Below are 24655 nucleotides of genomic sequence, written 5' to 3' on the forward strand. Positions count from 1 at the left end.
AGCCTTTGCTGCAAGCTCTTTCCCGATGAGTAGCAGCACATCCGCTTTCATCAACTGCCAAACCGGAGGGAACCAGGCGGGGCCCTCGTTCATAATCCGCTCATCGATGCGCCCGAGAGCGTCCATGGCGGAGTCGCGCTGGCTGAGGTGGGCATGGCCCACCCCCTTCCAATACGCTGCGTGAACGTCTGAGTACGAAAGAAATCGCGAGTTGAGGTGTTCCAACGCTTCGTCGGCGCATCGCAGCTGCTCGGGAATTCTGCCTAACCGCCCATTGCATAAGGCGAGATTCGCTAGGCAGTTTCGCTGCCGAGTCTCATTCCCCAGTCGCCGCGCCATTCTGAGCGCGTCGACATAGTGCTGCCTCGCTGCTTCGTAGTGTCCGCGCGCGGCTTCATTTGCCCCTAGTATGCTGTGGAGCCGCACGACAGTGGCATTGGCCATCCCCGACGAGTCGATAAGTGACCAGATCGAGTCGAGGTGTGCCCGACTAGCCGCAAGGTCGCCGGCCTCGTACGCGAGGGCCGCCTGCGCGCAGGCAGCACGGAAGCGATGGTCAAGCGTTTCTAGGCGTGCAAAGGGAGGGTGCGCGAGCTCGTACATCCGTCTCGCAGATGTAGAGTCGTTCAGCGCGGTGCACAAGCTGGCGCCGGCAAAAGCGGCACGGACCTGTACTTCAGGGTCCGTACTGGTTGCGACAAGGTTCAGAAGGGTCCCGTGATTCTCTCGAAGCTCCCGCGCCGAATAGTGACTCAGGTGGAGTGACGCGTAGATCCGCAATACGGAGATGCGATCAATCGTGCTAGGCTGCTGCGTGTCACCAAGTTGATCAAGCGCCGCGAGAGACTCCTGCCATAGACCCTGCTCCTGCAACGCCTCCGCCAGCAGGACGCGCCCAAGCTCGCGATCACCGTTCTGTAAGAACTGCATCCCCGTGGCAATACCGCGTTCCGACTCGTGCGGTGCTCCGGAGAAGATTGCGTGGGCCGCTCCTTTGACCAGATGCGGCGAGGCCTCGTGCGCGCGTCCGCCCCGAATGCAATGCCAAGCAAGCTCGAGTCCGTGTTGAGTGGCCGGCGGTAGCAGCAGCAGGCAATCTGCAACCTTCGAATGCAGGCTTCGCCGCACCGGGGATGGGATCGATGCATAGGCACATCCGCGCAGCAGTTCATTGACGAACTCCAGACCTTGGGTCCCCTCGCGAAGCACGCGAAGATCTCTAAGGCGCGTGAGGCCCGTCATGATCGATCCCGTGTGGAGATCCGCCAGCTTGTACATGTCGAGATCGTTCAGGCGATGGCCGAGCACGGCGGCCAGATTGAGTACGTTGCGCGCGGTCGCATCGAGCGCTCGGCTGACGCGCTCAAAAATCAGCTCGTAGGGCGACAAGTTCCGCGAGTCTGCGCCCAATTCCGCCGTCATCGCGCCCATCGCGAGCGCGAGCGACTTCTCGCCGTTCTTCTGCCAATCCGTTACGAGTAGCTCGAGCACCAGTGGGAACCCGGCAGCCGCTGTGATTATCGCCCGCCGCACCGCCCCCACCGGCCGAGGCTCGTCGATCGGAATCAGCGACTTCACGAACTCGACGCTCTCGTCCTCCGTGAGCGGCCCCAGCTCGATCCTCCGGAAGCCCAGCGCCGTGGCGGTCTCCAGGAGACGCGACGCCATCGGCGCCTGGTCCAGCTCGCCCGGGCGAACCGTGAGCACCAGCATGTACGGCTGGGTGAGCGTTCGCCGAATGAACAAGTGCAACACCGCGAGGCTCGCGTTGTCCGCGAGGTGCATGTCGTCCACCACTAGAATGGCCGGATGCTCCTCCGCCACGCACAGGACGAGCTGCTGGAACGCCTCCGCCAGCCGCACCCGCGCCGCCTCACCCTGGCTGTCGATCCAGGGCGGGATCGCCGGAAACTGCTGCCGCACCTCCGGCACCGTGCGCGACAACTCCGCCAGCGCCTCCGGCGGCGTCGCCGCGGCACCGGGGCGACTCAACAACCCCACCACCAGCCCGGTCACCACCGCGTACGGCAGCTCGCGATCGAGCTCGTAGCATTGCACCCGGCTCACGCTCGCGCCCTCGAGCCCCGCCGCCGTCGAGAGCCGCTCGACGATCGTGCTCTTCCCGATCCCCGAGTCGCCCTGCACCAGCACATGGGTAGGACTCGCGTCGCGGCTCGCCTCCCACGCCTCGTAGAGCACCCGGTACTCGGCACCGCGGGCGACGAACGGCCGATGCTGCCACTGGTCGGTGGGCACGCTCGCGATGTGACTCGTGGTCGTCCGTTCCCACCCGCGCCGGCGCAGCCGGATCGCGATGCCCTCGACCAGCTCCGACGGCGCGGCGCCCAGCTCCGCCTTGAGCTGCTCCTGCCACTCCTCGAAAATGCGGAGCGCCGTGAGCCGATCTCCCGCGAACACGCGCGACTCCATCTTGGCCCGGACCGCCTCCTCGCTCAGATGGTCGAGCGCCACGAGCCGGTCGGCGAGCCGCTCCATCTCACGGGAATTGGCGGTGCGGCGGCAGCGATCGATGAGCCGTTCCAATGCCTCGACGATGCGCGGGAGCAACCGCGCCTGCTGCCGCTCGGCCCAGCGGTCGAACTCGTCGGCATCGGGCACGTCGAAGCCCGCCAGAAATGCGTCGACGTGAAGCGGTGGCGTGACCTCGTCGCCCAGCACGTCCCCCGCCTCGAGACGGGCGAGATCCACGGCGAGGCAGTCGCTGGCGAGACGGACGGTGTCGCGGGTGGATTCGAGCGCGCCCGGGCCCAACTTGGCCCGGAGCACCGAGACGGCCGTGGCAACCGAATGGCGTGCCTCGGACGAGGGCGCGGACGGCCAGAGCAGCTCCGCGAGGTGATCCCGACGGTGCGCCACGCGCGGCTCGACCCCGAGATAGACGAGCAACGCCAGGTGCTTCTTCACCCGGAACCGCATGGGGTCCCCGGTCGGCCCCGAGAGCGCCGGCTGGCCCAGTGTCTGGAGAAAGCAGCGTGGGTCCATGGCGCCTCGGAGGTGGCCCAGAGTACGCCGCGAGGCTCAACCGAGCATCAAACGTGGCGTCCGAGACGACTTAACCCCGCCCGGCGGCGCCGTCAAATCGGCGCCCCCGAGGCGGGGTCGGTGGGAAGTCGCGCGGTCAGTGCCGAGCGGTCAATACGAGTTGGTCGAGGGAGCCGCCGCGGAGCCACCGAGCCCGAACTGCTTCCTGAGCGCGGGCTCGTCGTTGAAGGTCCAGTATTCCTTGACGGTGCCGTCGACGATCCGAAGCACGATGATCCGGCTGTCCGGCGCGGCTCCGGTCTCGCTGATGCGGCCGATCACCTTGTCGTCCTGCGTCGCCACGTCTTCGACCGTGGCGTGATACCCCGGCGCGCCCGCGCGCAGTTGCTGCACCATCGCCTTGAAGCCCTCGCGCCCGACGGGCTCGCCGTTGCTGGTGACGTCGCTCGCCACGATGTCATCCACCAACCCGAGGTTGCCGTCGTTCATGACCTGATTCACCATCACGGCGAACATCGCCCGGTTCTGATCGGGGCTCTGCGCCGCCGCGGTCGTCGCGCCGCCCCATGCGGCGAGCGCCGCGAGGGCGAGGCCGACCGAGGCCAATCCCTTCCTCATCGCAATCTCCTTCCGTAGGACTCCACCGGTGACTGCGTCCGTTCCCCGAGCGGGGTGGACGCGCTTTAGATGCACCGACACTACGAAAGGGTTGCGCCGGAGTTCCGAACCCGGAACTCCGGCGCAGGTACTACCTCACCGAGCTTCGACCGTGCCGCCGGTCAGAACCCCGACGGCTGACTCGCGCCCACCAGCTCGGACGCGGGTGCCAGCGCCTGGTCGGCGAGATCGGCCAGGGTGCCCGGTGCCTCGAGCATGGCATCGAGCGCGTTCCGCTCATCGGTCGTGAGGTCGCGGCCGCCCGGGCCCGTGTACGTGACCGTTGCCTGCGAGCCGGATTCGCCGCTCGCGGTGATGGTCGCGAAGACGTTCCCGTTCACCTTGACCGTGAAGCTCTCGGACAGCGACTCCGAGGACTGCGTCTCGGTGATCGTCAGGGTTCCATCCAGCACGACCGTCTCCGTCCCGCGGGTCACCGTGAACGTGGCACCGAGCGTGGACGTGGGATTGCCCACGTTGAGCGTCGCCTGGAGGCGCGCGGTGACGGCCGGCTGGTCGAGCGAGAGCTGGAAGTCCACGGTGGCCTGGTTCGACGAGGCGCTCAGCGTGTCGTCGAAGTCGAGCCGGTGGGTGCCATCGGTGATGAACCCGGACGCCTCGAAGGTGGCGGCGATGGACGAGCCGCTCACCGAGATGACGTAGTCGGCGTAGGTGGTGGCGCCGCCCACGATCTTGACGCGGAGCGCGGCGGCCGCCGACGTGCTCTCGTCGATGAGATCGGCGTAACCCACTTCGACCAGTGGGGTCGCGGGCTTCGAGGTGAGCGGATCGACCGCGTACAGCACGAACCGCACGCCGTTCGACGGCGCGGGACCGGCCGAGCCGGTGCCTTCGACATACTGCTGCTGGTTCGAGTCCCAGACGTAGCTCTTGCCCATGGCGGCGGGCGGAAGCACCGTGGTCGTGGCGAAGCTCGGGCGAAGCGCCGCCGCGGCAGCCGTCTGGCGGCGGAGCGCGGTCCAATCGCCGGCCATCGCATGGCTCGGGCTCATCGCGCGAAGAAATGCAACGGCCCGCGGGGCGGGCGTCCCGCCCGTCGTAAGCGAAACTACCCCGAAGCTCTTGAACACCGGCGCATCGAACGGCGTCCCGAGGTCGCCGACGTCCGACTGCAAGCCGGCGGGGTCATTCAGGGTGGCGGAAGGGGCGGTGGGTTCGCCGCTACAGCCGGCCGCCGCCGCCGTGCAAACCGCAACGAGAGCGTACGCGAATCCCTGCCGCAGGCGCGTCATCAGAGGCCCTCCCAGTTGGCTAACGGATTGTTTCCAGCGGCGTTGCGGCATCGGAGCCGCTCGCTCAGCGGCTCCGGAGGGGCAAGTCAGGGGCCAGCGAGCCAGGCGCGGCCGCCGATCAGCTCTCGCACGATGTCATCGCCAGTGCGGTCGGCGGCCTCGGCTGCAAAATTCGTCACAACGCGGTGGCGGAGCACCGCGGGCGCAACGGCGCGCACGTCGTCGAGGTCGGCCATGGGGCGCCCGGCCATCGCGGCCCGCGCCTTGGCGCCCAAGACGAGATACTGCGACGCGCGCGGGCCCGCGCCCCATTCCACGAACTCCTTCACGAAGGGCGGCGCGTCGGGGTCGCCCGGGCGAGTGAGGCGGGCGAGGCTCACGCCGGCGCGGATGAGGCCGGCGGAAACGGGAATGCGGCGGACGAGCGCCTGCATGGCGAGCACCGAGGGCGCGTCGAGCACGGGCTCGAGCCGCCCGCGCGCGGAGCCGGTGGTCTGCTCGACGATGGCCTCTTCCTCGCGCCGGCTCGGATATCCCACTCGCAACTCGAGCATGAAGCGGTCGAGCTGCGCCTCGGGCAGCGGATAGGTGCCCTCCTGCTCGATCGGGTTCTGCGTCGCGAGCACGAAGAAGGGGTCGGGGAGCGCGTACGTCGAGCCCGCTGCGGTCACCTGATGTTCCTGCATCGCCTGGAGCAGCGCCGCCTGGGTCTTGGGCGGCGTGCGGTTGATCTCGTCGGCGAGCACGACGTTGGAGAACACCGGGCCGGGCACGAACCGGAACGCGCGCCGCCCGGTGGTGAGATCTTCCTCGATCAGATCGGTGCCGGTGATGTCGCCCGGCATGAGATCGGGGGTGAACTGCACCCGGTTGAACGAGAGCTGCAACGCCTCGGCCACCGTCTGCACCATGAGCGTCTTGGCAAGGCCCGGCACGCCGATGAGCAGCGCGTGGCCGCCCGCGAGGATCGCGGTGAGAATGCCGTCGACAACCTCCTCCTGCCCGACAATGCGCTGGGCAACCTGGGTGCGGAGCCGGGCCACGGCGCCGACCAGGCGCTCGAGCTGGCGAACATCGTCGTGGGTGGCGGGCTCAGTGGCAGTCATGAGATTCCGGGTGCTGGGTTCGCCTTGCAGATTACCCGGAAGATGGGCGCAGACGCCAGCTTGCGGATGCTTGCGAAATATTTCACAAGGGCATAGGTTTTTCGCCGTGACACCCCCGCCCCCGCCTCCGGAGCCAAACGGCCCGGGGTCCGACGGCCCGGGACCGATGCGGTTTGCCGGACTCGGAGTCCAACTCGCGGCCAGCCTGCTGGTGCTGGTCTGGCTCGGGCAGTGGGTCGATCGAAGGTTCGGCACCGGGGGGATCGCGACGATCGCGGGCGCGGCGCTCGCCTTCGCGGGCACCATGGCGACCATGATTCGCGCGCTGCGGGACAAGGACGGCGACCAGTAGGGACGACGATCAGGTGACGAGCGCGATGCGCTATCTCGCCGGGTACGCGCTCGCCGGCGCCGCCGGTGCGCTTGCGACGGCGCTCGCGCCGGGTTCGGTGCAGCGCGAGATCGGATTCGGTGTCGTCGTGGGATTGGTGCTGCAGGGGCCGCTCGGCTGGTGGGCCGTGAGCGCGCTCGGCACCGACCGGTTCATGATCGTGTGGGGCGCGGGCATGCTGATGCGGGTGACGGTGCTGGTGCTCGTGGCGCTGGTCGCGTTGCCGGCACTCGGCTGGTCGGCCGGATGGGCGGCGGCGCCCGCGCTCCTGTCGCTCGTGGCGACGATGATGGCGATGCTCGCGGTCGAGGCGGTCACGGCCATGAAGCAGAACAGCCGGCGCGGCCCCACCCGCGCGCCGGACGGCAACACCACTCGCGGGGAACACAACGCATGAAGATCCGAGCCCGCTGGGCCGGCGCGCTGATGGCGCTTGGGCTGCTCGCGGGGACCGTCCCGGTCCGCGCGCAGGAACCGGTGCACCACTCGAGGCCGACCGAGAGCACCGAGATCAACATCCCGGAGCACATCGGCAACGAGCACGCCATCGAGCTGCCGTACGCCGGCAAGGTAGCGCTGCCGCGGTGGGAACCGATCCGCATCGGCGGGTTCGCGCTCGACCTCTCGCCGACCAAGCACATGATCTTCATGGTGCTCGCCGCCGTCATCGTCGCCCTCACGTTCGTGCTGAGCGGCCGAGCCATCGCGCGGGCCGATGCGCGGGGCCGCCCGCCGACCGGATTTGCCGGCGCGATGGAGGCGATGGCCCTCTGGATGCGGCAGGAGGTGGTGCTGCCCAACGTGGGTCCGCACGGCGAGGGATACTCGCCGTTCATTCTGACGCTCTTCTTCTTCATTCTCGTAATGAACCTGATGGGGGTGCTGCCGTGGGGCGCCACGCCAACGGGCAACATCACGGTGACGGCGGCGCTCGCGATCGTCGCGTTCATCGTGATCGAGGTGAGCGGGATGATCGCGCTCGGACCCAAGGGGTATCTGCGCACGATCTTCTATCTGCCGCACGGGTTGCCGGGCGGCGTGGGCGGCACTGTCCTCAAGGTCGTGCTCCTCGTCATCCTCACGCCCATCGAGATCATCGGGAAGCTGGCCAAGCCGTTCGCGCTCGCGGTGCGGCTCTTCGCGAACATGATCGCGGGGCATGTGCTGGTGCTGGCCCTGATCGGCCTCGCATTCGTCTTTCAGAGCTACGCGGTCGGGGTGAGTGCGTCGATTCTCGGGACCGGCGTGATGGTGCTCGATGTGTTCGTCGCGTTCCTGCAGGCGTTTGTGTTTGCACTGCTGACGGCGGTGTTTATCGGCCTGATGCGCGAAGCGCACTGAGGGCGGGCGGGCGGTCAGCCGGTCGGGCGGAGGGGGAAGGAGAGGGGGGTGGTGAGGTGTTGAAACGGGATCGCGGGCGCTTGCGCGGTTTCGGGGGTAATCCGCCGGGGGGCGGATGAGGCTCGCTGCCTTGCGGAGAGGATGGGCCGCAGGGCGTTGGCGGGTTACCGTGGCGGGGCCGAGACGGGAGAGTCGGCCGGCGCGCGGCGGGCGCAAATGAGAGTCGATCTCCCTTGCACTCTCTGAGGAGTGACTCATGCTGCACCTGCTTGCGGTACTGCAGGACGCGGCCGCCGCGACGGCGGCCGGAAAGGGATATGGTCTCATCGGCGCGGGAATCGCCGCCGGGCTCGGCGCGGTCGGCGCGGGTATCGGCGTCGGCCGGATCGGCGGCGATGCGAGCGCGGGTATTGCCCGCCAGCCGGAGGCTACGGGCAGGATCCAGACGGCGATGATCATCGCCGCCGCGCTGGTCGAAGGCGTCGCGCTCTTCGTCGGCGTGATCGCGTTCCTGATCCAGAGCAAGATCGCGTACTAGCCACCGGATGCCGGCGCGGCGCGCCGCGCCACGAGGGAAACGCATGCTGAACACGATCGCGGCCGCGCAGGAAGCTTCGGGCGGGCCGCTCACGCCCGAGGGCGGCCTGATGTTCTGGACCGTCATCATCTTCCTGCTGCTGCTGCTCGTGCTCAGAAAGTGGGCGTGGCCGCAGGTGCTGGGCGCCGTGGAGGCACGGGAGCGGCGGCTCGAGGAGCAGTTGGCCGAGGCCGACCGCAACCGCGCCGAGGCGGCGCGTCTGCTCGAAGAGCACAAGCGGCTGCTCGCGGATTCGCGCGCGCAGGCGCAGGGGTTGCTGGCCGAGGCGCGGTCGGCCTCGGAGCGCGAGAGGGCGCTCGCGCTGGAGAAGACCCGCCAGGAGCAGGAAGAGCTGCTCGAGCGCGCGCGGCGGGAAATCCGCACCGAGCGCGAGCGGGCGGTGGCCGACCTTCGGCGTGCGGCGGTGGACCTCTCGCTCGCGGCCGCCTCCAAGCTCGTGAGCCAGCGGCTCGACGACGCGGCCGACCGCCGCCTGGTCGAGAACTATCTGTCGACGCTGGAGCCGACCCGGTGAGGTCGGTGACGGTCGCCAGGAATTACGCGGAAGCGCTGTTTGCGCTCGGGGAGCAGCACGGCGCCACCGAGCACTATGGCGAGCTGCTCGACGCCGTGGCGAGCGTGGTCGAGACGACGCCCGAGGTGCAGGCAATGCTGATGTCACCGCGGGTCTCCAAGCGGGAGAAATCGCGGCTCCTGGCCGCCGGCCTCACCGATGCGCCGCGCCCGTTCGTGCTCTTCCTCCAAGCGGTGGTGCAGCGCGGGCGGACGCCGCTCCTGCACGAGATCGCGACCGAATACCTGAAATTGGTGGACCTCCAGCTCAACCGGCTGCGCGCCGGCATCACGGTGGCGCGGCGGCCGGACGACGCGCTCCGCCGGAGCATCGAGGAGAGCCTGAGCCGGGTGTTCGGCAAGCAGGTGATTGCGGCCGTGCACGAGGACCCCGCCATTCTGGGCGGCGCAATCGTGCGCGTGGGCGAGCGGGTGTACGACGGCTCGGTGCGCCGGCGGCTCACGAGACTCAGGCGGCAACTGCTGGCGCGCTGAACCCATGGAAGCATCTCCGCGGCCCACCCGAGAACGGTGGGCCGCGGCGTTTCCGGGCGGTGACGCGGCCACTCGTGCGCCACTGCGCGCGTTGGCCGGCCGCGCTCAGTCCAGCACGTCGCGGAGATCGTAGGCGATGCCGTGGTGCTCCAGCAGGCTCAGGTATTCGCCGGTGAAATCCCGCTCGCGATGGCTCACCTCCTGGTGGCGGATGTAGTCGAGCAGACGATTTTCCTCGTCCTGCGCCACGCTGAATGCGGCGTATCCGTGCTGCCAGGCAAAGCCGGCGCGGTGCGGAAAGCTCTCCTGAATCCAGCGGGCGGTGCCCGCCTTGAGCGCGTTCACCAGCTCGGCCAGCGTGCGGGTGGGCGGCAGCTCGACGTAGAGGTGTACGTGATCGCGCACGCCGCCCGCGCAGATGAGCCTGGCGCGACAGCGCTCGGCCGCGCCGCTCGCGACGGCGAAGAGGCGCACGCGCCACTCGGGGTCGAGCCAGGGGCGCCGGTGCCGGGTGCTCCACACGAGGTGCACGCGCAGATGGACGTGGGTCTCGGGCATGGGCGGGCTGGCCGCGGGGGAGTGGCGGCCGAGGCCGCCGGTGAACCTGCGCAATCTTGCGTGGCGGCGCACCGGGGCCATGATCCGTCGCACGCGCGCGGGGGCGGATTTCCGCGCGGCCGCCGCGCCGGGCCCGGATGCCCCGCGCGCATCCGTGTATAATTCCCGCGCGCCGTTTGCGCGCCGTTTGCGCGCCGTTTGCGCGCCATTTGCGCGCCGTTTGCGCGCGGCCTGCGTGCCATGGGCGCGACGCACACTGCGCGCAACTCACGGGCTACGCGGAGGAGCAATGGCGGACGTGCAGCATCGCGAGGTGCCGTATCGAGTCGAGAAGCCGTGGGGCCACGAGCTGGTGTGGGCCCGGACCGACCGGTATGTCGGCAAGGTCCTCCACGTGAAGGCGGGCCATATCCTGAGCCTCCAGTATCACAACCGCAAGGACGAGACGATGCACGTGCTCTCCGGCGAGTTGATCCTCCGCACTCGGCAGGGCAGCGAATTGGTGGCTCGGCCGTTCCGGCAGGGCGAGACGGCGCACATCCCGCCCAAGCTGGTCCACCAGATCGAGGCGGTGGTGGACAGCGAGGTACTCGAGGCATCGACCGCCGACCTCGACGACCTGGTCCGACTCGAGGACCGCTACGGGCGAGGCTAGGCGATGCAGGTGATCATTCCGCTCGCGGGCAAAGGCACCCGGCTCCGTCCCCACACGCACCTCGTGCCGAAGCCTCTGCTCAAGGTCGCGGGCCGCCCCGTCATGGACTGGGTGATGGACCGGCTCGAGGGGCTCGAGGTCGAGGAGCTGATCTTCATCACCGGCCACCTGAAGGAGCAGGTGGAGGCCTACGCCCGCGCCCGCTATCGCATCCCGTCGCGTTTCATCGAGCAGAAGGTGCAGGACGGCACCGCGGGCGCCGTGAACATCGCGCGTCCGTTCGTGCACGGGCCGGTCCTCATCATCTTCGTCGACACCGTCTTCGAGGCCGACCTCACGCTGGTGAACCGGATCGACGCCGACGGCATCATCTGGGCGAAGGAGGTCGAGGACTACCAGCGCTTCGGCGTGGTGGTGACCGACGCCGAGGGGTACATGACGCGGATCGTCGAGAAGCCGAAGGAGCCGATCTCGCGGCTCGCCAACATCGGACTCTACTACATCCGCGCCGTCGACAGCCTCTGGCAGGGCATCGATCACGTGCTCGCCGCGCCGCAGAACAAGGGCGAGTGGTATCTCACCGACGCATTCCAGTGGATGATCGAGCACGGCAAGCGCATCTACACGGCCGAGGTGGGCGGGTGGTACGACTGCGGCGCGGTGGGGACGCTACTCGAGACCAACGCCATGCTGCTCGGCAAGGGCGCCGCGCGGCGGCGCGACTTCCCGGGCGTCACGATCGAGGACCCGGTCTACATCGAGGATGGTGTCACGATCGAGCGCAGCACGATCGGACCCAACGTTTCGATCGAGCGGGGCGCGGCGATCGCCGACAGCACGGTGCGGAACGCCATCGTGGGTCGCGACGCGCGGGTGCGCCACGCGAGGCTCGACGGCGCGCTGCTCGGGAACCGCGTGGTGGTCGATGGGCTGACCGGCAGCGCCACGCTGGGTGACGACGCCGAGGTGACCGCGAGGGCGTGATGGAGCGGATGGACCGGCTGCTCGAGTCGTATCTCGATCTCGAGCGGCACCTGACGCCGGCGGGTCGGGCCGGCGATGGCGCGGACGGCGGTGGGGCAGCGCACGGGGCCGCGGGCGAGCGCCACCAGCTCGGCCGGTTCGACGCCGACTCGATGCGGCAGCATCTGGCCGCGTTCCGCGCCGTCGCGAGCGCAGTGGAAGAGCTCGACGTGGACGATGTGCAGGACGAGATCGACCGCACCGCGCTGCTCGACCGGATCCGCACCACGATCGCACGGTTCGAGCACGAGCGGCCGCAGGCGCGCGACCCCGGGTTCTGGATCGAGCACGTGGCGGACGGGCTCACGACACTCCTGCTCGACGCGGACCCCGCGGGCCCCGACCCCGCGCGCGCCGTCGTCGCGGTATCTGGCATCATCGGCGACGTCCCCGCGTTCCTCGATGCCGCCCGCGCGACGCTGCAGCGCCCTCCCGCCATTCTGACCGACCGCGCACTGCTGCTGCTCGGAGCCACCGGCGCGCTCCTCGTGCACGTTGCCGCCGTCCTGGGCACTCATGCGCCGGGCGGCCCGGAGGTGATGGAGGCAGCAACCGGTGCCGCGCTCGAGGCGCTCAGGAAGTTCGGCACGGCGTTGCGCGGCGAGATCGAGCCCGATGCGAATCCACACGCCGCCGCGCTCGGCCGCGAGCGGTTCGAGCTCCGGCTGCATCACGAGCACGCGATCGGGACGGGCGCCGGCGGCCTCTGGCGAGGCGCGCTCGCGGCGCGGGCCGAGCTCGATGGGGCGCTCACCGCGGCGGCGGGCGAAGTTGCAGCCGGGCGCGACTGGCGCGAGGTCGTCGCGCGCCTGCGCTCGGAGCATGTCGCCGATCGGGTGGCCGCGCTCCGCGAGGCGGTCGACCGGGCGCGGCATTTCGCGGCCGGGCGCGCGCTCGTGCCGGTCATCGATGCACCCCTCGAGATCTCGGCGACACCGGCGGTGCTCGAGCCGCTTCTGCCCGAGGTCTTCTATCGAGGTAGTGGCGACCCGGCGCACCTCCTCGTCGGCGCGCCGCTCGCGCGGGCCGAGGTTGCGGCCGTGGCGGCTCGCGCCGGAGTGCCCGGCCGGCACGAGCATGCCGCGGCACAGCGCGCGGCGGACAGCGCGGTGCGCCGTGCGCTCGATGGGGTCGCCGCGCGCAAAGGCTGGTCGCTCTATGCCGAGCAGATGATGGGCGGCGCGGGCTTCTACGCGACGCCGGAGGAGCGGCTGCTCGCGCTGGCGCGGCAACTCGACGCCGTGGTGTCGCTCGCGATCGACGTGAGCTTCCACGCGCGGGAGATGGCGCCGGCCGACGCGGCGGCGCTCGCCACCGAGTGGGCCGGCTGGCCGCGCGCCCGCGCCGAGCGGGCGGTGCGGCGAGCCGCCGCGCGTCCAACCGAACTGCTCGCGGCCGAGGCCGGCCGCCGCGAGCTTGTGCGCCTCCGCACCGCAGCCGGCGTATCTGAACCCGACGAGTCATCCGCAACGCCATCGGAGCTATACCGCTTTCACGGTGCAGTGCTCGCGCGCGGCGGTCTTCCCCCCGGCCTCACGGGCTGGAGCATGGGCCTCGGCGAGTAGTGCAGCGCGGCGTTACCGGCCTTACCGCCCCGACCACCCCTCTGAACGTGACCTGGCTCATGGCGTCCGTGTCACCCATCCCCCAGGCTGCAACGATGCCATCTGGAGGAATCATGCGATACGAACTCGTGAGACAACGTTTGGCGTTGCGCGCCTCGACGCGGCGCGCGGCGCGCACGGCGGCGGCCGCCCTCGCCGCCGCGGCCACACTCGCCACCACCGCATGTCTGGGCGGCGGAGGCGGCAACGCGGGCGGTCTGCCGAGCAGCCAGCAGTTCACGCGTGAGGTGAACGCCGACGCGCGATCGGTGGTCACGGCCACGCTCGCCACGTTTTCCCGTTTCGGCATTCCGGTGCAGACCGCCGATCAGACGTCCGGCGTCGTGCGCAGCGTGCCGCTCGACCTGCGCGGCACGTGGGGGCCGACGCGGCCGAGCGATCGCGTGAGCTGCCCGGGCGGTCTCCCCGCCGACACGACGGTGACGCACGTGACGTTCAACGTGCAGGTGAAGCCGGCGAAGTTCGGCAGCGTGGTTTCGCTCGACGCACAGCGGCAGGGCGGCAGCGGCTGCGTTCTGCAGTCTTCGTTCGTCACCCAACTGCTCGACGACATCGCGCGCGGCGCAGGGCGCTCCTGAACGACGCGCCCGCCACTGGCGCGGTGCGGCGCATGCGGTCATTCTTCATGACACGCGTTGAACGAGCGATACGTCGCGCACCGCGCCGCTGCAGGGAACCGCCCGGCGCGGGTCCTCTCACGCGGACGTGGCATGAAGATCACCGTCGTCACCTACCTCGACAGTCCGGACGAAAATTCCAGGGAATACGATCCGGTCGTGCCGCAGATCGCGCGCACGCTCCGGCGCCTGGGCCATCGCGTATCGGTGCTCGGGGTGCACGGCGACGTGAAGCGGCTCATCGCGGGCCTCGCCCGGCGCAAGCCCGAGCTGGTCTTCAACCTGGTCGAGATGTTCGCCGACGACGTCTTCGGCGACATCGCCGTCACCGGACTGCTCGATCTGCTCGGCCTGCGTTACACCGGATGCGGCCCCGGTGAGCTGTACCTGAGCCAGGACAAGAGCCTCAGCAAGAAGCTCCTCGCGTACGAGCACATCCCCTATCCCAAATTCGCGGTCTTCTCCAAGGACTCGGCGCTCGAGACGGGCGGCAATCTCAGGATGCCGCTCTTCGTGAAGCCCCTGCGCTCGGATTCATCGATCGGGATCGGGCGCAAGTCGATCGTGCACGACGCCGTGCAGCTCATGCGGCGCGTAGCGGCCATCCACGAGGACTACAACGACTCGGCGATCGCGGAGGAGTTCATCGAGGGACGTGAGTTCCTGGTGGGTGTGCTCGGCAACGGGCCGGCCAAGGCGCTGCCGCCGATCGAGGTCGATTTCAGCGGATTGCCGGAAGGCTCGCCCAAGGTGCTCGACAGCAAGGCCAAGTGGGAAGAGGGGAGCGCCGAGTACAAGGGAACCAAGACCGTGGTCGCGGCACTCCCCGACGAGCTGCGCGCCCGCCTGCAGAAGGTCGCGGTGGACGCGTACCGCGCGGTGCGCGTGCGCGACTACGGGCGGGTGGATCTCCGGCTCACCGACACGGGCGAGATCTATGTGCTCGAGGTGAACGCGAGCTGCTATCTCGAGCGGGAGAGCGAGTTCGCGATGGCGGCGAAAGCGGCGGGGCTCGACTATCCGCGACTCATCGAGCGGATCGTGAGCCTGGCGGTGGAGCGCACCGGCGGCGGCAACGGCCGGTAAGGCATCGGCGGCTCACGGCAGATACGTGCCGCGGTGCACGTGGTTCATCGCGAGCGCGGTGACGAGCGTCGTGAGGCCGATCGACACCGCGCCTTCGTCGGCCGGCGCGTAGCCCAGCCGGAGCTCGGCCGCGCGCGCGGCGAGCCGGCGCAGCAGCACTCGGGTGCGCTCGGGAAAGTGGCCGGTCCAGCGATAGACGTTGCTCATGAGCTCGCGCTCGAGCCGCATCACGAGCTCGGCGGCGGGGCGGAGCTGGGCGTCGTGCGGGTCGTCACCGCGCGGCTCGAAGATGGCCTTGAGCGCGCCGTCGAGCCCGGGCGGCAACTCCGGCGACTCGACCGCGAACTTCTCGTAGTACTTCCCCACCGAGTAGGTCAGCTCGCCCACGTCCTCGTCGAGCTCGGCGGCCGTGACCAGCGGGTCGCGGTCGGCGAGCCCCCCCATGACGGCGTCGCAGTAGCAGAGCTTGGCCAAGGCGTCGGGCCACCCCTCGTATTCGGCGCGCCAATCGAGCCCCGGCGTCATCCAGACGGCAAAGGTCTCGGCCCAGTCCTCGTCGGGGTGCTTCTGCGCATACCAGCCGGGCAGGTGGCGCACGAAGCGGCGGCTGAAGGGCTCGGGCCGGTAGTCCTCCGCGTACGGCTGGGTGATCGAGCCGAAGCGCAGGATCCACTCCTCTTCGTCGTAGAGCCGGTAGGCGTAGTTCACCACGTGACCCATCTCGTGGCGCAGGTAGCGCAGGATGTCGGCCCGGTCGAAGCCCTCGACGTGGCCGGTCTGCTCGGCGTGGAGTGCGGTCAGCTCGGCGCGCGCCAGATAGAAAGGAATGGCGATCGCCACCGTCTCGAACGGGACGCCCCACTCGGTGGAGAGATAGAAGCGGGGCTCGAGCCGGGTGAGGCCCGCGCGGCGCAGCTCGTCCTGGAACTCCGCCACGATCGGCGCGAGCCGGGTACCCTCGATGGTGAGGCCGAGGTCGCGGATCGGCGTGGACCACAGATTGGACTCGCGGAACCCGCCGGCCGGGGTGGTCATGAGCCGGAAACTTATATTCCACCCGTATGACCGCCACCGCCGGTGCCTGAGGCCCGCGTGAGCGCGGCCCGCGCGCGCATTCCGCGGGCCGTGAAGGGGCTCTCGCTCGTCTCGCTGTTCAACGACTTTGCGAGCGAAATGGTGTACCCGCTGCTTCCGGCGTTCGTCACCGGGACGCTCGGCGCGGGCGCCGTCGCGCTTGGCGCGCTCGACGGCGCGGCCGACCTCACGAGCGCGGTGGTGAAGTGGGGCAGCGGGCGGCTGGCCGACCGGCCGGGCTGGCGGCGGCCGCTCATCCTGGCCGGGTACCTCACCGCGGTGCTGGTGCGGCCGCTCATCTCGGTCACGAGCGCGGCCTGGCAGGTGATCGGGTTCCGGGTGATCGACCGGGTGGGCAAAGGCGTGCGCACGCCGCCGCGCGATGCGCTCATCGCCGAGGTGACGAAGCCGGACGAGCGGGGGCGCGCGTTCGGATTTCACCGGGGCGCGGACCACTTCGGCGCGGTGCTGGGGTCGGTGGCCGCGTGGTGGTTTCTGCGGGTCGGGGCGGACGTGCGGCAGGTGATCGAGTGGAGCGTCGTGCCGGGGTTGGTGGCATTCGGCGTTCTGGCGGTGGTGCTGCGCAGGCGGACGGGCGGACAGCTCGCCAGTCGAGATCGCGCGCTGGGAGCGGCGCAGAAGGGGCCGGGGGCTCCGCCGACAAGCGCACAGTCGGCTCCGCCCCCGGCCCCTTCTGCGCCGCTCCCGAACAGGGACCGGGTAAGTGGTGGCCGCCCGGCCGCCAGTCCGCCTGCCCGCCCAGCCGCCGATGCCACCGGGCGAGTGTTCTGGGGGCCGGTGCTGGCGCTGGCGGGGCTCACGTTTACCCGGCTGCCGGAGACGCTGCTCCTCCTCCGGTTGCAGGATGCCGGCGTCGCGGTCGCAGTGGTACCGCTCGTGTGGGCGGCGCTGCATGTGGTGCGGAGCGCGGGGTCGTATCCGGGCGGATGGTTGAGCGACAGGATCGGGCCGCGGCGCACCGAGGCCGGGGGCGGCGCGCTGTACGCCGCGGTCGCGGCGGTGATGGGGCTGGCACTCGGCGCGGCGGCGATGGCGGCCGTGTTCCTCGTCTTCGGGCTCGTGGCGGGGCTCACCGAATCGGCGGAGCGGTCGCTCGTGGCGCGGCTCGCGCCGGTGCGAACCGGACGCGGGTTCGGCGCGTACCATGCGCTCATCGGGTTCGCCGCGCTGCCGGCGGGAATCATCTTCGGCGAGATCTACCAGCGCGCGGGCGGACGTACGGCGTTCTGGATTTCGGCGGCGGCAAGCGCGGTCGCGGTGGCCGCATGGCTCGCGCTCTCGCCAAGGCATCAGACGGAGACGGCATCGGCATGGAGGAGGCGCGGGCAGTAACGATATGCTGGGCGAGGTTTGCGGCACGCCGAATCGCGGGCATGGCGATCGCGGCTCAAGCTGCGCTGGTATTCGGCGCGCGCCCGGCCGCAGCGCAGGTGCAGATTCGCCTGGGTGAACCGGGCCGGGCCAACTACTCGGAGCTGCACGAGGCGCTGCGCGAGGGCACGCCGGTGGCCGACACGGTGGAGCGGCTGCTGCATGCGAAGCGCGCGCGAAGCCTCTGGCCCTGGGTCACGCATGCGATCAACGGCACCGGCTCGTGGGACAACGCCCTTGTCGCGTTCACCCGCATCGCGATGCTGCGCGACCCAGAGGCCGCGGACAGCGCGCGCAAGATCCGGCGCTTCTTCGAGAACGCCGGTCCCTTTCCGATCCCCAACAATCCGGGCGTGTCGGCGGCCGATATCGAGCCGTCGGTGCAGGCGGTGCTCCTCGAGCGGCGCCGCGCGGTCAAAGGCGATTCGGCGGTGCTGGCCGACATCCTCGCGCGCATCCCCACGCGCGACTACAACCATGGCGACGCCTGGGTGCTCGGCCGCCTAAGCGCGGGCGCGCGCGATTCGGTGGTGGCGCGCTTTCTTTCGGCGGACAGCGCCGAGTTCCGGGTGCGCTATCTCACGCTGCTCTCGTACTTCACCGACCCCGCGCTCATTCCGCTGCTTACACGGGTGTACGTATCGCCGGACAGCTTCAAGGTGATCAAGCGCTATGCGGTGCGCGCCTCCGACGGACTCGTCTGGATCGGCACGCGCGAGAGCCTCGAGGCGCTGCTCGACGCGCGCGCCAGGGTCAAGGCGCGCGGAGTATATGCCGACAGCAGCCTCATGCGCGGCGGCTACACCTTTCTCCAGAACGATAGCGCGGCAGTCATCGACCGCACCGGACGCTGGCTCACCGACTGGATTGCGCGGCTCCCGCCGCAGCCGGATCGATCTCCTGCATCGAGTGGCCCAGATACGGCGCGAGCGCGGTGACGTAGCGGTCCCACCGGGCGCGCATCGCGACGTACGCCTCGGCGCCGGCCGCCTCGTCGGCGACGGTGGGAATGTGGGCGGCCCTGAAGCAGCGGAGCGCGGCGGCGTAGCGGCGGCGCCAGCGGGCAGCCGCGTCGGGATCAGTCGGCTTCTTCGGGTCGGGCGTGCCGCCGGGCAGGACCGTGCGCTCCAGGGTGGTCACCAGCACTGTGCTCGCCGGCGCGCCCGCGCGGCGACGGCAGCGCTACAGCAAGTCGTACCCCAGCCGCACGATCAGGGCCGCCACGATGAGCAGGAAGAACCCGCGCACGAGCCGGGTGCCGCGGGTGAGCGCGAGCCGACTCCCCAGCGTAGCGCCCGCCACGCTGCACACGCCCATCGGGAGCGCCGCGCGGTAGAGGATCTGGCCGGTGGCGCCGAAGTAGAGCAGGGCCGACAGGTTGGAGCCGAGGTTCACGACCTTGGCCGACGAAGTGGCGGCGAGAAAGTCGAAGCCGAACAGGCTCACGAACACGAAGATGAGGAAGCTGCCGGTGCCCGGCCCGAAAAACCCGTCGTAGAAGCCGAGCGCGGCGCCAGCGGCGAGGGCCAGCGCGACGTCCTCACGCGGAGAGAGCTTGGGGGCGTGGACGGCGCCGAAGTCCCGCGCGCGCCAGGTATAGACACCGACGCCGACGAGCAGCACGAGCACCAGCGGGCGGAGCACTGACTCATCGATCGTGCTCACGGCCCGCGCGCCGAGGAACGAAAAGGCGAACGACGCCACCGCGGCCGGCACCGACACACGCCAGTCGATGCGAAGGCCGCGGGCGTAGCGCACCGTCGCCGCCGTGGTTCCCATGCTCGCGGCAAGCTTGTTGGTGCCGAAGAGCACCGGCACCGGCGCCCCCGGCAGCAGCACGAGCAGCGCCGGCACCTGGATGAGCCCGCCCCCGCCCACGATCGAATCGGTGAAGCCCGCAAGGAAGGCGAATCCGCAGAGCGCGGCGATGGTCGTCCCGGCGACGGCGGTGCCCGTCGCCGGCGTGGCGGCCGGGCCGCCTAGCAGCACCGAGTCGGCCCGCCGCTGTAGCGCGCGCGGATGTACTCGTCGAAGAATTCGCGCTCGGTCGGGAGCGCGCGCTCGGGGTGGTGCCGGCGCAGGTGCGCGACGTACGCGGCGTAGTCCGGCATGCCGAAGATGCGCCGGAACGCAGCGATCAGACGGGCGAGCGCGTCACGCCGCATAGGCTGTCTCCACGAACGGAGCCTCGCGCATTTCCGGCTGCTTGCGCCGCGCGAGGATCAGGATCCACTCGCGGATGCACGCGAGGACGAGCACCACCGTGACCAGCAAGAACACCCCGGCGACCAGCGCATCGAGCCGGTCGTTGAAGATGAGCCGCGCGGCGCGCGCCGGGTCTATCGCACCGCTCGCCGCCTCCGCCGCAGTAGCCGCGGCGTGCGCGAGGAACCCGAGCCTCGGCTCGGGCGCGAAGATCTTCTGCCAACCGGCCGTGAGCGTCACGACCAGCACCCAGGCGAGCGGCACCAGCGTCACCCAGGCGTAGCGCGCTTTGCCGCTCTTGATGAGGACCGTGGTGCCGACGCAGAGCGCCACCGCCGCGAGGAGCTGGTTGCTGATCCCGAAGAGCGGCCAGAGCGAGTTGATGCCGCCGAGCGGATCGCGCACGCCCTGTATCAGGAAGTAGCCCCAGCCGCCGCAGATCAACGCGCTCGAGAGCACCACGCTGGGATACCACGACGTGCGGCCGAGCGGCTCCCACGCGTGGCCGGCGAGGTCTTGCAGCATGAAGCGGCCGACCCGGGTGCCGGCGTCGAGCGTGGTAAGAATGAAGAGCGCCTCGAACAGGATCGCGAAGTGGTACCAGAGCGCGGTGAGCGCCGGGCCGAACGCGTGGCTGAAGATGTGCGCCATGCCGACGGCGAGCGACGGCGCGCCGCCGGTGCGGGCCAGCAGGGTGTGCTCGCCCATCGTCGCGGCGAGCGCCTGCATCTGCTCGGGCGTCACCGTGAACCCCCAGGTGCTGATGACCCGCGCCGCCGAATCGAGCGAGCCGCCGAGCGCGCTGAGCGGCGCGTTGATGGCGAAGTATACGCCGGGATCGAGCACGGCCGCGGCGCACATCGCCATCACGGCGACGAACGACTCCATCAGCATCGAGCCGTAGCCGATGAAGCGGGCGTCGGTCTCCCGGCGCAGCATCTTGGGCGTGGTGCCCGACGCGACCAGCGCGTGGAATCCGCTGATGGCGCCGCAGGCGATGGTGATGAAAGCGAACGGAAAGAGCTTGCCCGCGAAGATCGGACCGGTGCCGTCCACGAAGCGCGTCACCGCCGGAAGTTGGAGCGGCGGCAGCACCAGCAGGATGCCGAGCGCCAGCAGCAGGATGACGCCGATCTTCATGAAGGTCGAGAGGTAGTCGCGCGGGGCGAGGAGCATCCAGACCGGCAGCACGCTCGCCGCGAAGCCGTAGGCGATGAGCCAGCCCGCGATGGCCGGCGCCGAGAGCGTGAAGATCGGCGCGAGCGACGGCGAGTTTGCCACCCAGCGGCCCGCGACGAGCGCCAGCACCAGCAGCAGAATGCCGCCGAGCGTCGCCTCGAGCGTGCGGCCGGGGCGGATCACCCGCATCCAGAAACCCATGAGAAGCGCGATCGGGACGGTGCACGCGAGGGTGAACACGCCCCACGGGCTGTCGCGCAGCGCGTTCACGATGACGAGCGCCAGCACGGCAAGCAGGATCACCATGATGGCGAGGATCGCGACCATCGCGAGGAGCCCGGTGAGGGGGCCGATCTCGTCGCGCGCGAGCTGGCCCAGCGACTTGCCGTCGCGCCGCATCGAGATGAAGAGGATGATGAAGTCCTGCACCGCGCCGGCGAGCACGACGCCGAAGATGATCCAGAGGGTGCCGGGTAAGTATCCGAACTGTGCTGCAAGCACCGGCCCCACGAGCGGCCCGGGTCCCGCGATCGCGGCGAAGTGATGGCCGAAGAGCACCCAGCGCCCGGTCGGCACGAAGTCGCGCCCGTTCTCCAGCCGCTCGGCCGGTGTGGCGCGCCGGTCGTTCAACTCGAAGACCTTCTTCGCGAGGAACCGGCTGTAGAAGCGGAAACCGATGAGATAGGTGCCGACGGCCGCGAGCACGAGCCAGGCGGCGTTCACCGATTCGCCGCGGCTCAGGGCAAGGACGGCCCAGGCGACGGCGCCGACGACGGCAACGCCGAGCCAGGCGAGTCTATTAATGAGGGGCATGACAGAGGAAAGTATCGCCGGGCGCCGGGCGGGCAACAAGGCGGCGGCAGGCGTGGCGGCCGCGGGCCTGCTCCCTTGCCGATGTCCTTATGGCGCCGTACTTTCGACTCCCCATGCCTCCGTCATTCTTTGGCTTCGGACAGCGGCCCGCCTGGCGGGACGAGCCGGCGGAGGGCTCCGCGCTCCTGGAGAAGGAGCAGCCCCAACCAATCGCCGAAGGACACCAGGGCAAGGTCGCCATCGTGACCGGCGGCGCCACCGGCCTTGGCCGAGCCGTGGCGCTCGAGTTTGCCCGCCAGGGCTGCCACATCGCCTTCTGTTACGTGAACCTCCCCGGCCGCGACGTGAGCGAGCAGGCGCTGCTCACCGAAACGGCGCTCGCCTCCATGGGCGTGGGGGTGCTTGCCGCCCGCTGCGACGTGCGCGACCGCTCGGCCATCGAGCATTTCGTCCAGGAGGCCCGGGCCCGGCTGGGCGGCGCCCACTATCTCATCAACAACGCCGGCATCGCCAACGACGGCGCGCTCTGGCGTCTGAGTTCGGAGGCGTGGCAGGACGTGCTCGACACCAACGTGACCGGCGCGTTCAACTGCATCCGCGCGGTGGCGCCGCATTTCCGGCGGCAGCGCTACGGCAAGGTCGTGAGCGTGAGCGCGCACCAGGCCGACCGCCCCGGGTTCGGCGTCTCGAATTACGCGGCGAGCAAGGCCGCGCTGCTGGGGCTCACCCGCGCCGCCGCCGTCGAGCTCGGGCCGTCCAACGTGAACGTGAACTCGGTGGCACCGGGGTTCGTGCGCACCGAGCGGATGCGCATGCTGCCGAAGGAGGTCATCGAGCGGGCGCAGAAGAGTTCCATCCTGGGCCGCGTGGCGGAGCCGACCGACGTGGCCCGGGTGATCGCATTCCTCTGCTCCGAGGACGCCCGGCACATCACCGGCCAGACCATCACCGTAGACGGGGGGCTCTCGCTCGAATAGTTTTTGCCGCAGTCCCGCGCCTCGAGGTCTCCCATTCGCAATCCGCCGTTGCCGGCCGACCGGGCCCGCCGGGTTGTTCTGCTCGCCCTGCTCACGATCGGCACGTCGCTCGCCCCGGTGTCACGCGCGGTTGCGCAGGGGACGGACACGAAGGCGCTGCTCGCATCCGCGCTCGCCGGCGAATCGATCCCGCTGCTGCCGCTCACGCTTGCCGCGGCCGACCCCGCGCTCACGGCGGACTCGACGTTCGCGCCGTACCGCGAGCGGCGCCGCACGCTTGCCTGGGCCGATTCGATCATCGGGGAGAGCTTCGAGTCGCGCGCGCCCGAGGTGACGTGGGTGCTGCCCGCCGCGCTCCGGCGGCTCGCGCGCCGCAACCCCGGTATGATGCCCGAGCCCGATCATCTGGGGCAGGCCGTGCTCGCGAGTCCCAAGCTCAAGCGCGTACCCGATCCGCTCCGCACCTCGCTCCGCCAAGTCACGGCGTTCAGCGGCGGTCGGTTCGCCATGGTGCCGGCGGCGCTCAGCTTCACCCGCGACACGAGCGGCGCGCTCCGCGCGGAGCTCTCGCTCGTACTGGCCGACACCCGCAACGGATCGGTCGCATGGCGGACGCTCGCATGGGGATTGGGCGCCACGCCGCCGGAGGCGCTCACCGCCGCACTCGCCCTCGTGCTTCCCGCCGAAATCCCGCCGCAATGACCTACGACGTGACGTTGATTCCGGGCGACGGCATCGGGCCCGAAATCACGGCGGAGACGGTGAAGGTGCTCGAGGCAACGGGACTCCGGTTCAACTGGGACGAGGAGCTGGCGGGCGTGGCGGCGGTGGAGGCCACCGGCACGCCGCTGCCCGACGCCACGGTCGAGAGCATCCGCCGGAACCGGCTCGCGCTCAAAGGGCCGCTCACGACACCGATCGGCACCGGCTTCCGCTCGGTGAACGTGGGCCTCAGGAAGGAATTCGAGCTCTTCGCCAACATCCGCCCGGCACGGACGATCATCCCGGGCGCCCGGTTCGAGCACGTGGACATCGTGCTGGTGCGCGAGAACCTCGAGGGACTGTACAGCGGCGTCGAGCACTTCGTCCCCGTGGGCGAAGACCCGCGCGCGGTGGGCGAATCGATCGCGATCGTCACCCGGGTGGGCTGCGAGCGGATCGTGCGCTACGCCTTCGAGTACGCACTGCGCCACGGCCGCACGCTGGTGACGATCGTGCACAAGGCGAACATTCTGAAGATGGTGAGCGGGCTCTTTCTCGAGGTCGGGCGCACGATCGCGCAGGAATACGCCGGCCGGATCCGCTCCAACGACATCATCGTCGACAATTGCGCCATGCAGCTCGTCATGCGCCCCGAGCAGTTCGACGTGATGGTGACGACCAACATGTTCGGCGACATCCTGAGCGACGAGGTCTCCGGGCTCGTGGGCGGGCTCGGCCTGGCCCCCGGGGCCAACATCGGGACCAAGGCCGCCATCTTCGAGGCGGTGCACGGGAGCGCGCCCGACATCGCGGGGTTGAACATGGCCAACCCGTCCGCGCAGATCCTCGGTGCCGCAATGATGCTCGACCACGTGGGCGAGCTGGAGCCGGCGCGGCGTATCCGCGCCGCCATCGAGCACGTGATCGTGCGCCAGTGCATCCGCACGCGCGACCTGGGCGGCACCGCGACCACGCAGGAGTTCGGCGATGCCGTCGCTCAGCGGGTTGCCTGAGGTCCCGTGCGCCAAATGCGGCCGCCGGGTGCCTGGACTCGCGTGGGGCGCGCTCTGCCCGGAGTGCCGGTGGGAGCGGGAGGCGCGTGCGCGGAAAATATCGTCGCGGGCGGCGCTGCTGGCAGCGGCGTTGATGGGCCTGTACGTGGCGCTCAGGATCCCGCCGCAACCGATGGCGCGGTTGCTGGGGATCATCGCGGTGCTGGTGACGTACCTGGTGGTAAGGCGGATCGCGGGGAGGATTGCGATGGAGTTTGTGAAATGAGCGACAAGGGAATCTCCGGGGTGCGCGCGGCGCTCCGGTGCGTCGCGCCGTCGATCCTTAGCGCCTTTACCGCCC

Annotated in this window: 27 protein-coding genes; 17 read left to right on the forward strand and 10 right to left on the reverse strand. The window is 70.0% G+C overall.

Annotated elements, in window-relative coordinates; translation table 11 throughout:
- The 4 genes from VFW66_14265 to VFW66_14280 all read right to left on the reverse strand — a co-directional run.
- Positions 1–3003, reverse strand: a 3003-nt coding sequence (locus VFW66_14265; GenBank protein ID HEX5387864.1) for an AAA family ATPase, incomplete at its 3' end; no start/stop codon positions are given.
- A 150-nt stretch (positions 3004–3153) separates the two neighbouring features.
- A complete protein-coding gene (locus VFW66_14270) occupies positions 3154–3621 on the reverse strand; it encodes an ester cyclase (GenBank protein ID HEX5387865.1) in 468 nt (155 codons plus the stop codon).
- Positions 3622–3782: 161 nt separating this feature from the next.
- On the reverse strand, positions 3783–4796 hold the full coding sequence (locus tag VFW66_14275; GenBank protein ID HEX5387866.1) for a hypothetical protein: 1014 nt from the start codon (positions 4794–4796) through the stop codon (positions 3783–3785).
- 203 nt (positions 4797–4999) lie between these two features.
- Positions 5000–6019, reverse strand: a complete 1020-nt coding sequence (locus VFW66_14280) for a MoxR family ATPase (GenBank protein HEX5387867.1) — start codon at positions 6017–6019, stop codon at positions 5000–5002.
- Positions 6020–6185: 166 nt separating this feature from the next.
- Here VFW66_14280 and VFW66_14285 point away from each other — a divergent pair, with 166 nt between their 5' ends.
- The 6 genes from VFW66_14285 to atpH all read left to right on the forward strand — a co-directional run bounded on the left by VFW66_14285 (position 6186) and on the right by atpH (position 9396).
- Positions 6186–6371 carry an AtpZ/AtpI family protein gene (locus VFW66_14285; GenBank protein HEX5387868.1) on the forward strand — a complete coding sequence of 62 codons (186 nt, stop codon included), beginning with the start codon at positions 6186–6188 and terminating at the stop codon, positions 6369–6371.
- 13 nt (positions 6372–6384) lie between these two features.
- Complete coding sequence (locus tag VFW66_14290; GenBank protein HEX5387869.1) at positions 6385–6807, forward strand: hypothetical protein; 423 nt, start codon at positions 6385–6387, stop codon at positions 6805–6807.
- Complete coding sequence (atpB, locus tag VFW66_14295) at positions 6804–7751, forward strand: F0F1 ATP synthase subunit A (protein HEX5387870.1); 948 nt, start codon at positions 6804–6806, stop codon at positions 7749–7751. The genes VFW66_14290 and atpB overlap by 4 nt, the downstream gene beginning before the upstream one ends.
- 277 nt (positions 7752–8028) lie before the next feature.
- A complete protein-coding gene (gene atpE / locus VFW66_14300; protein HEX5387871.1) occupies positions 8029–8289 on the forward strand; it encodes an ATP synthase F0 subunit C in 261 nt (86 codons plus the stop codon).
- A gap of 43 nt (positions 8290–8332) precedes the next feature.
- Positions 8333–8863, forward strand: a complete 531-nt coding sequence (atpF, locus tag VFW66_14305) for a F0F1 ATP synthase subunit B (protein HEX5387872.1) — start codon at positions 8333–8335, stop codon at positions 8861–8863.
- Complete coding sequence (atpH, locus tag VFW66_14310) at positions 8860–9396, forward strand: ATP synthase F1 subunit delta (GenBank protein ID HEX5387873.1); 537 nt, start codon at positions 8860–8862, stop codon at positions 9394–9396. Before atpF ends, atpH begins: the two co-directional genes overlap by 4 nt.
- Before the next feature lie 105 nt (positions 9397–9501).
- On the opposite strand, the gene tnpA is transcribed toward atpH, so the two are convergent.
- Positions 9502–9954, reverse strand: coding sequence for an IS200/IS605 family transposase (gene tnpA / locus VFW66_14315; protein HEX5387874.1), 453 nt, complete (start codon positions 9952–9954; stop codon positions 9502–9504).
- A gap of 289 nt (positions 9955–10243) precedes the next feature.
- On the opposite strand from tnpA, the gene VFW66_14320 reads away from it, so the two are divergent.
- From VFW66_14320 to VFW66_14340, 5 genes are all read left to right on the forward strand, one after another.
- A complete protein-coding gene (locus VFW66_14320) occupies positions 10244–10609 on the forward strand; it encodes a cupin (protein ID HEX5387875.1) in 366 nt (121 codons plus the stop codon).
- Between the two features lie 3 nt (positions 10610–10612).
- Positions 10613–11593, forward strand: coding sequence for a sugar phosphate nucleotidyltransferase (locus VFW66_14325; protein ID HEX5387876.1), 981 nt, complete (start codon positions 10613–10615; stop codon positions 11591–11593).
- Complete coding sequence (locus VFW66_14330) at positions 11593–13197, forward strand: DUF885 family protein (protein ID HEX5387877.1); 1605 nt, start codon at positions 11593–11595, stop codon at positions 13195–13197. The genes VFW66_14325 and VFW66_14330 overlap by 1 nt, the downstream gene beginning before the upstream one ends.
- Before the next feature lie 113 nt (positions 13198–13310).
- The gene (locus VFW66_14335; protein HEX5387878.1) at positions 13311–13835 is read left to right on the forward strand and encodes a hypothetical protein; all 525 of its coding nucleotides are present in this window, start codon (positions 13311–13313) and stop codon (positions 13833–13835) included.
- A gap of 132 nt (positions 13836–13967) precedes the next feature.
- The gene (locus tag VFW66_14340; protein HEX5387879.1) at positions 13968–14960 is read left to right on the forward strand and encodes a hypothetical protein; all 993 of its coding nucleotides are present in this window, start codon (positions 13968–13970) and stop codon (positions 14958–14960) included.
- A gap of 12 nt (positions 14961–14972) precedes the next feature.
- On the opposite strand, the gene VFW66_14345 is transcribed toward VFW66_14340, so the two are convergent.
- The gene (locus VFW66_14345; protein ID HEX5387880.1) at positions 14973–15995 is read right to left on the reverse strand and encodes a hypothetical protein; all 1023 of its coding nucleotides are present in this window, start codon (positions 15993–15995) and stop codon (positions 14973–14975) included.
- Between the two features lie 57 nt (positions 15996–16052).
- On the opposite strand from VFW66_14345, the gene VFW66_14350 reads away from it, so the two are divergent.
- Together VFW66_14350 and VFW66_14355 are read left to right on the forward strand one after the other, a co-directional pair.
- The gene (locus VFW66_14350) at positions 16053–17387 is read left to right on the forward strand and encodes an MFS transporter (protein ID HEX5387881.1); all 1335 of its coding nucleotides are present in this window, start codon (positions 16053–16055) and stop codon (positions 17385–17387) included.
- 41 nt (positions 17388–17428) lie between these two features.
- Complete coding sequence (locus tag VFW66_14355) at positions 17429–18364, forward strand: hypothetical protein (GenBank protein HEX5387882.1); 936 nt, start codon at positions 17429–17431, stop codon at positions 18362–18364.
- Here VFW66_14355 and VFW66_14360 read toward each other — a convergent pair.
- The 4 genes from VFW66_14360 to VFW66_14375 are packed head-to-tail and all read right to left on the reverse strand — an operon-like array spanning position 18282 to position 21623.
- Positions 18282–18566 carry a hypothetical protein gene (locus VFW66_14360; protein ID HEX5387883.1) on the reverse strand — a complete coding sequence of 95 codons (285 nt, stop codon included), beginning with the start codon at positions 18564–18566 and terminating at the stop codon, positions 18282–18284. The genes VFW66_14355 and VFW66_14360 overlap by 83 nt on opposite strands.
- 42 nt (positions 18567–18608) lie before the next feature.
- Positions 18609–19415: a TSUP family transporter gene (locus VFW66_14365; GenBank protein HEX5387884.1), complete on the reverse strand. Its 807-nt coding sequence runs from the start codon at positions 19413–19415 to the stop codon at positions 18609–18611.
- Positions 19406–19591, reverse strand: coding sequence for a YbdD/YjiX family protein (locus VFW66_14370; protein HEX5387885.1), 186 nt, complete (start codon positions 19589–19591; stop codon positions 19406–19408). The genes VFW66_14365 and VFW66_14370 overlap by 10 nt, the downstream gene beginning before the upstream one ends.
- Positions 19581–21623, reverse strand: coding sequence for a carbon starvation CstA family protein (locus VFW66_14375; GenBank protein HEX5387886.1), 2043 nt, complete (start codon positions 21621–21623; stop codon positions 19581–19583). Before VFW66_14375 ends, VFW66_14370 begins: the two co-directional genes overlap by 11 nt.
- Positions 21624–21736: 113 nt before the next feature.
- Between VFW66_14375 and VFW66_14380 the strand changes: the two genes are divergently transcribed.
- From VFW66_14380 to VFW66_14395, 4 genes are read left to right on the forward strand one after another with little or no spacing between them, the layout of a single operon-like run.
- Positions 21737–22600 carry an SDR family NAD(P)-dependent oxidoreductase gene (locus VFW66_14380; protein HEX5387887.1) on the forward strand — a complete coding sequence of 288 codons (864 nt, stop codon included), beginning with the start codon at positions 21737–21739 and terminating at the stop codon, positions 22598–22600.
- A 48-nt stretch (positions 22601–22648) separates the two neighbouring features.
- A complete protein-coding gene (locus VFW66_14385; GenBank protein HEX5387888.1) occupies positions 22649–23302 on the forward strand; it encodes a hypothetical protein in 654 nt (217 codons plus the stop codon).
- Complete coding sequence (locus tag VFW66_14390) at positions 23299–24315, forward strand: isocitrate/isopropylmalate dehydrogenase family protein (GenBank protein ID HEX5387889.1); 1017 nt, start codon at positions 23299–23301, stop codon at positions 24313–24315. Before VFW66_14385 ends, VFW66_14390 begins: the two co-directional genes overlap by 4 nt.
- On the forward strand, positions 24290–24580 hold the full coding sequence (locus tag VFW66_14395; protein ID HEX5387890.1) for a hypothetical protein: 291 nt from the start codon (positions 24290–24292) through the stop codon (positions 24578–24580). The genes VFW66_14390 and VFW66_14395 overlap by 26 nt, the downstream gene beginning before the upstream one ends.
- Positions 24581–24655: the final 75 nt, after the last annotated feature.

The organism is Gemmatimonadales bacterium (genome assembly GCA_036279355.1).
Taxonomy (GTDB): Bacteria; Gemmatimonadota; Gemmatimonadetes; order Gemmatimonadales; family GWC2-71-9; genus DASQPE01.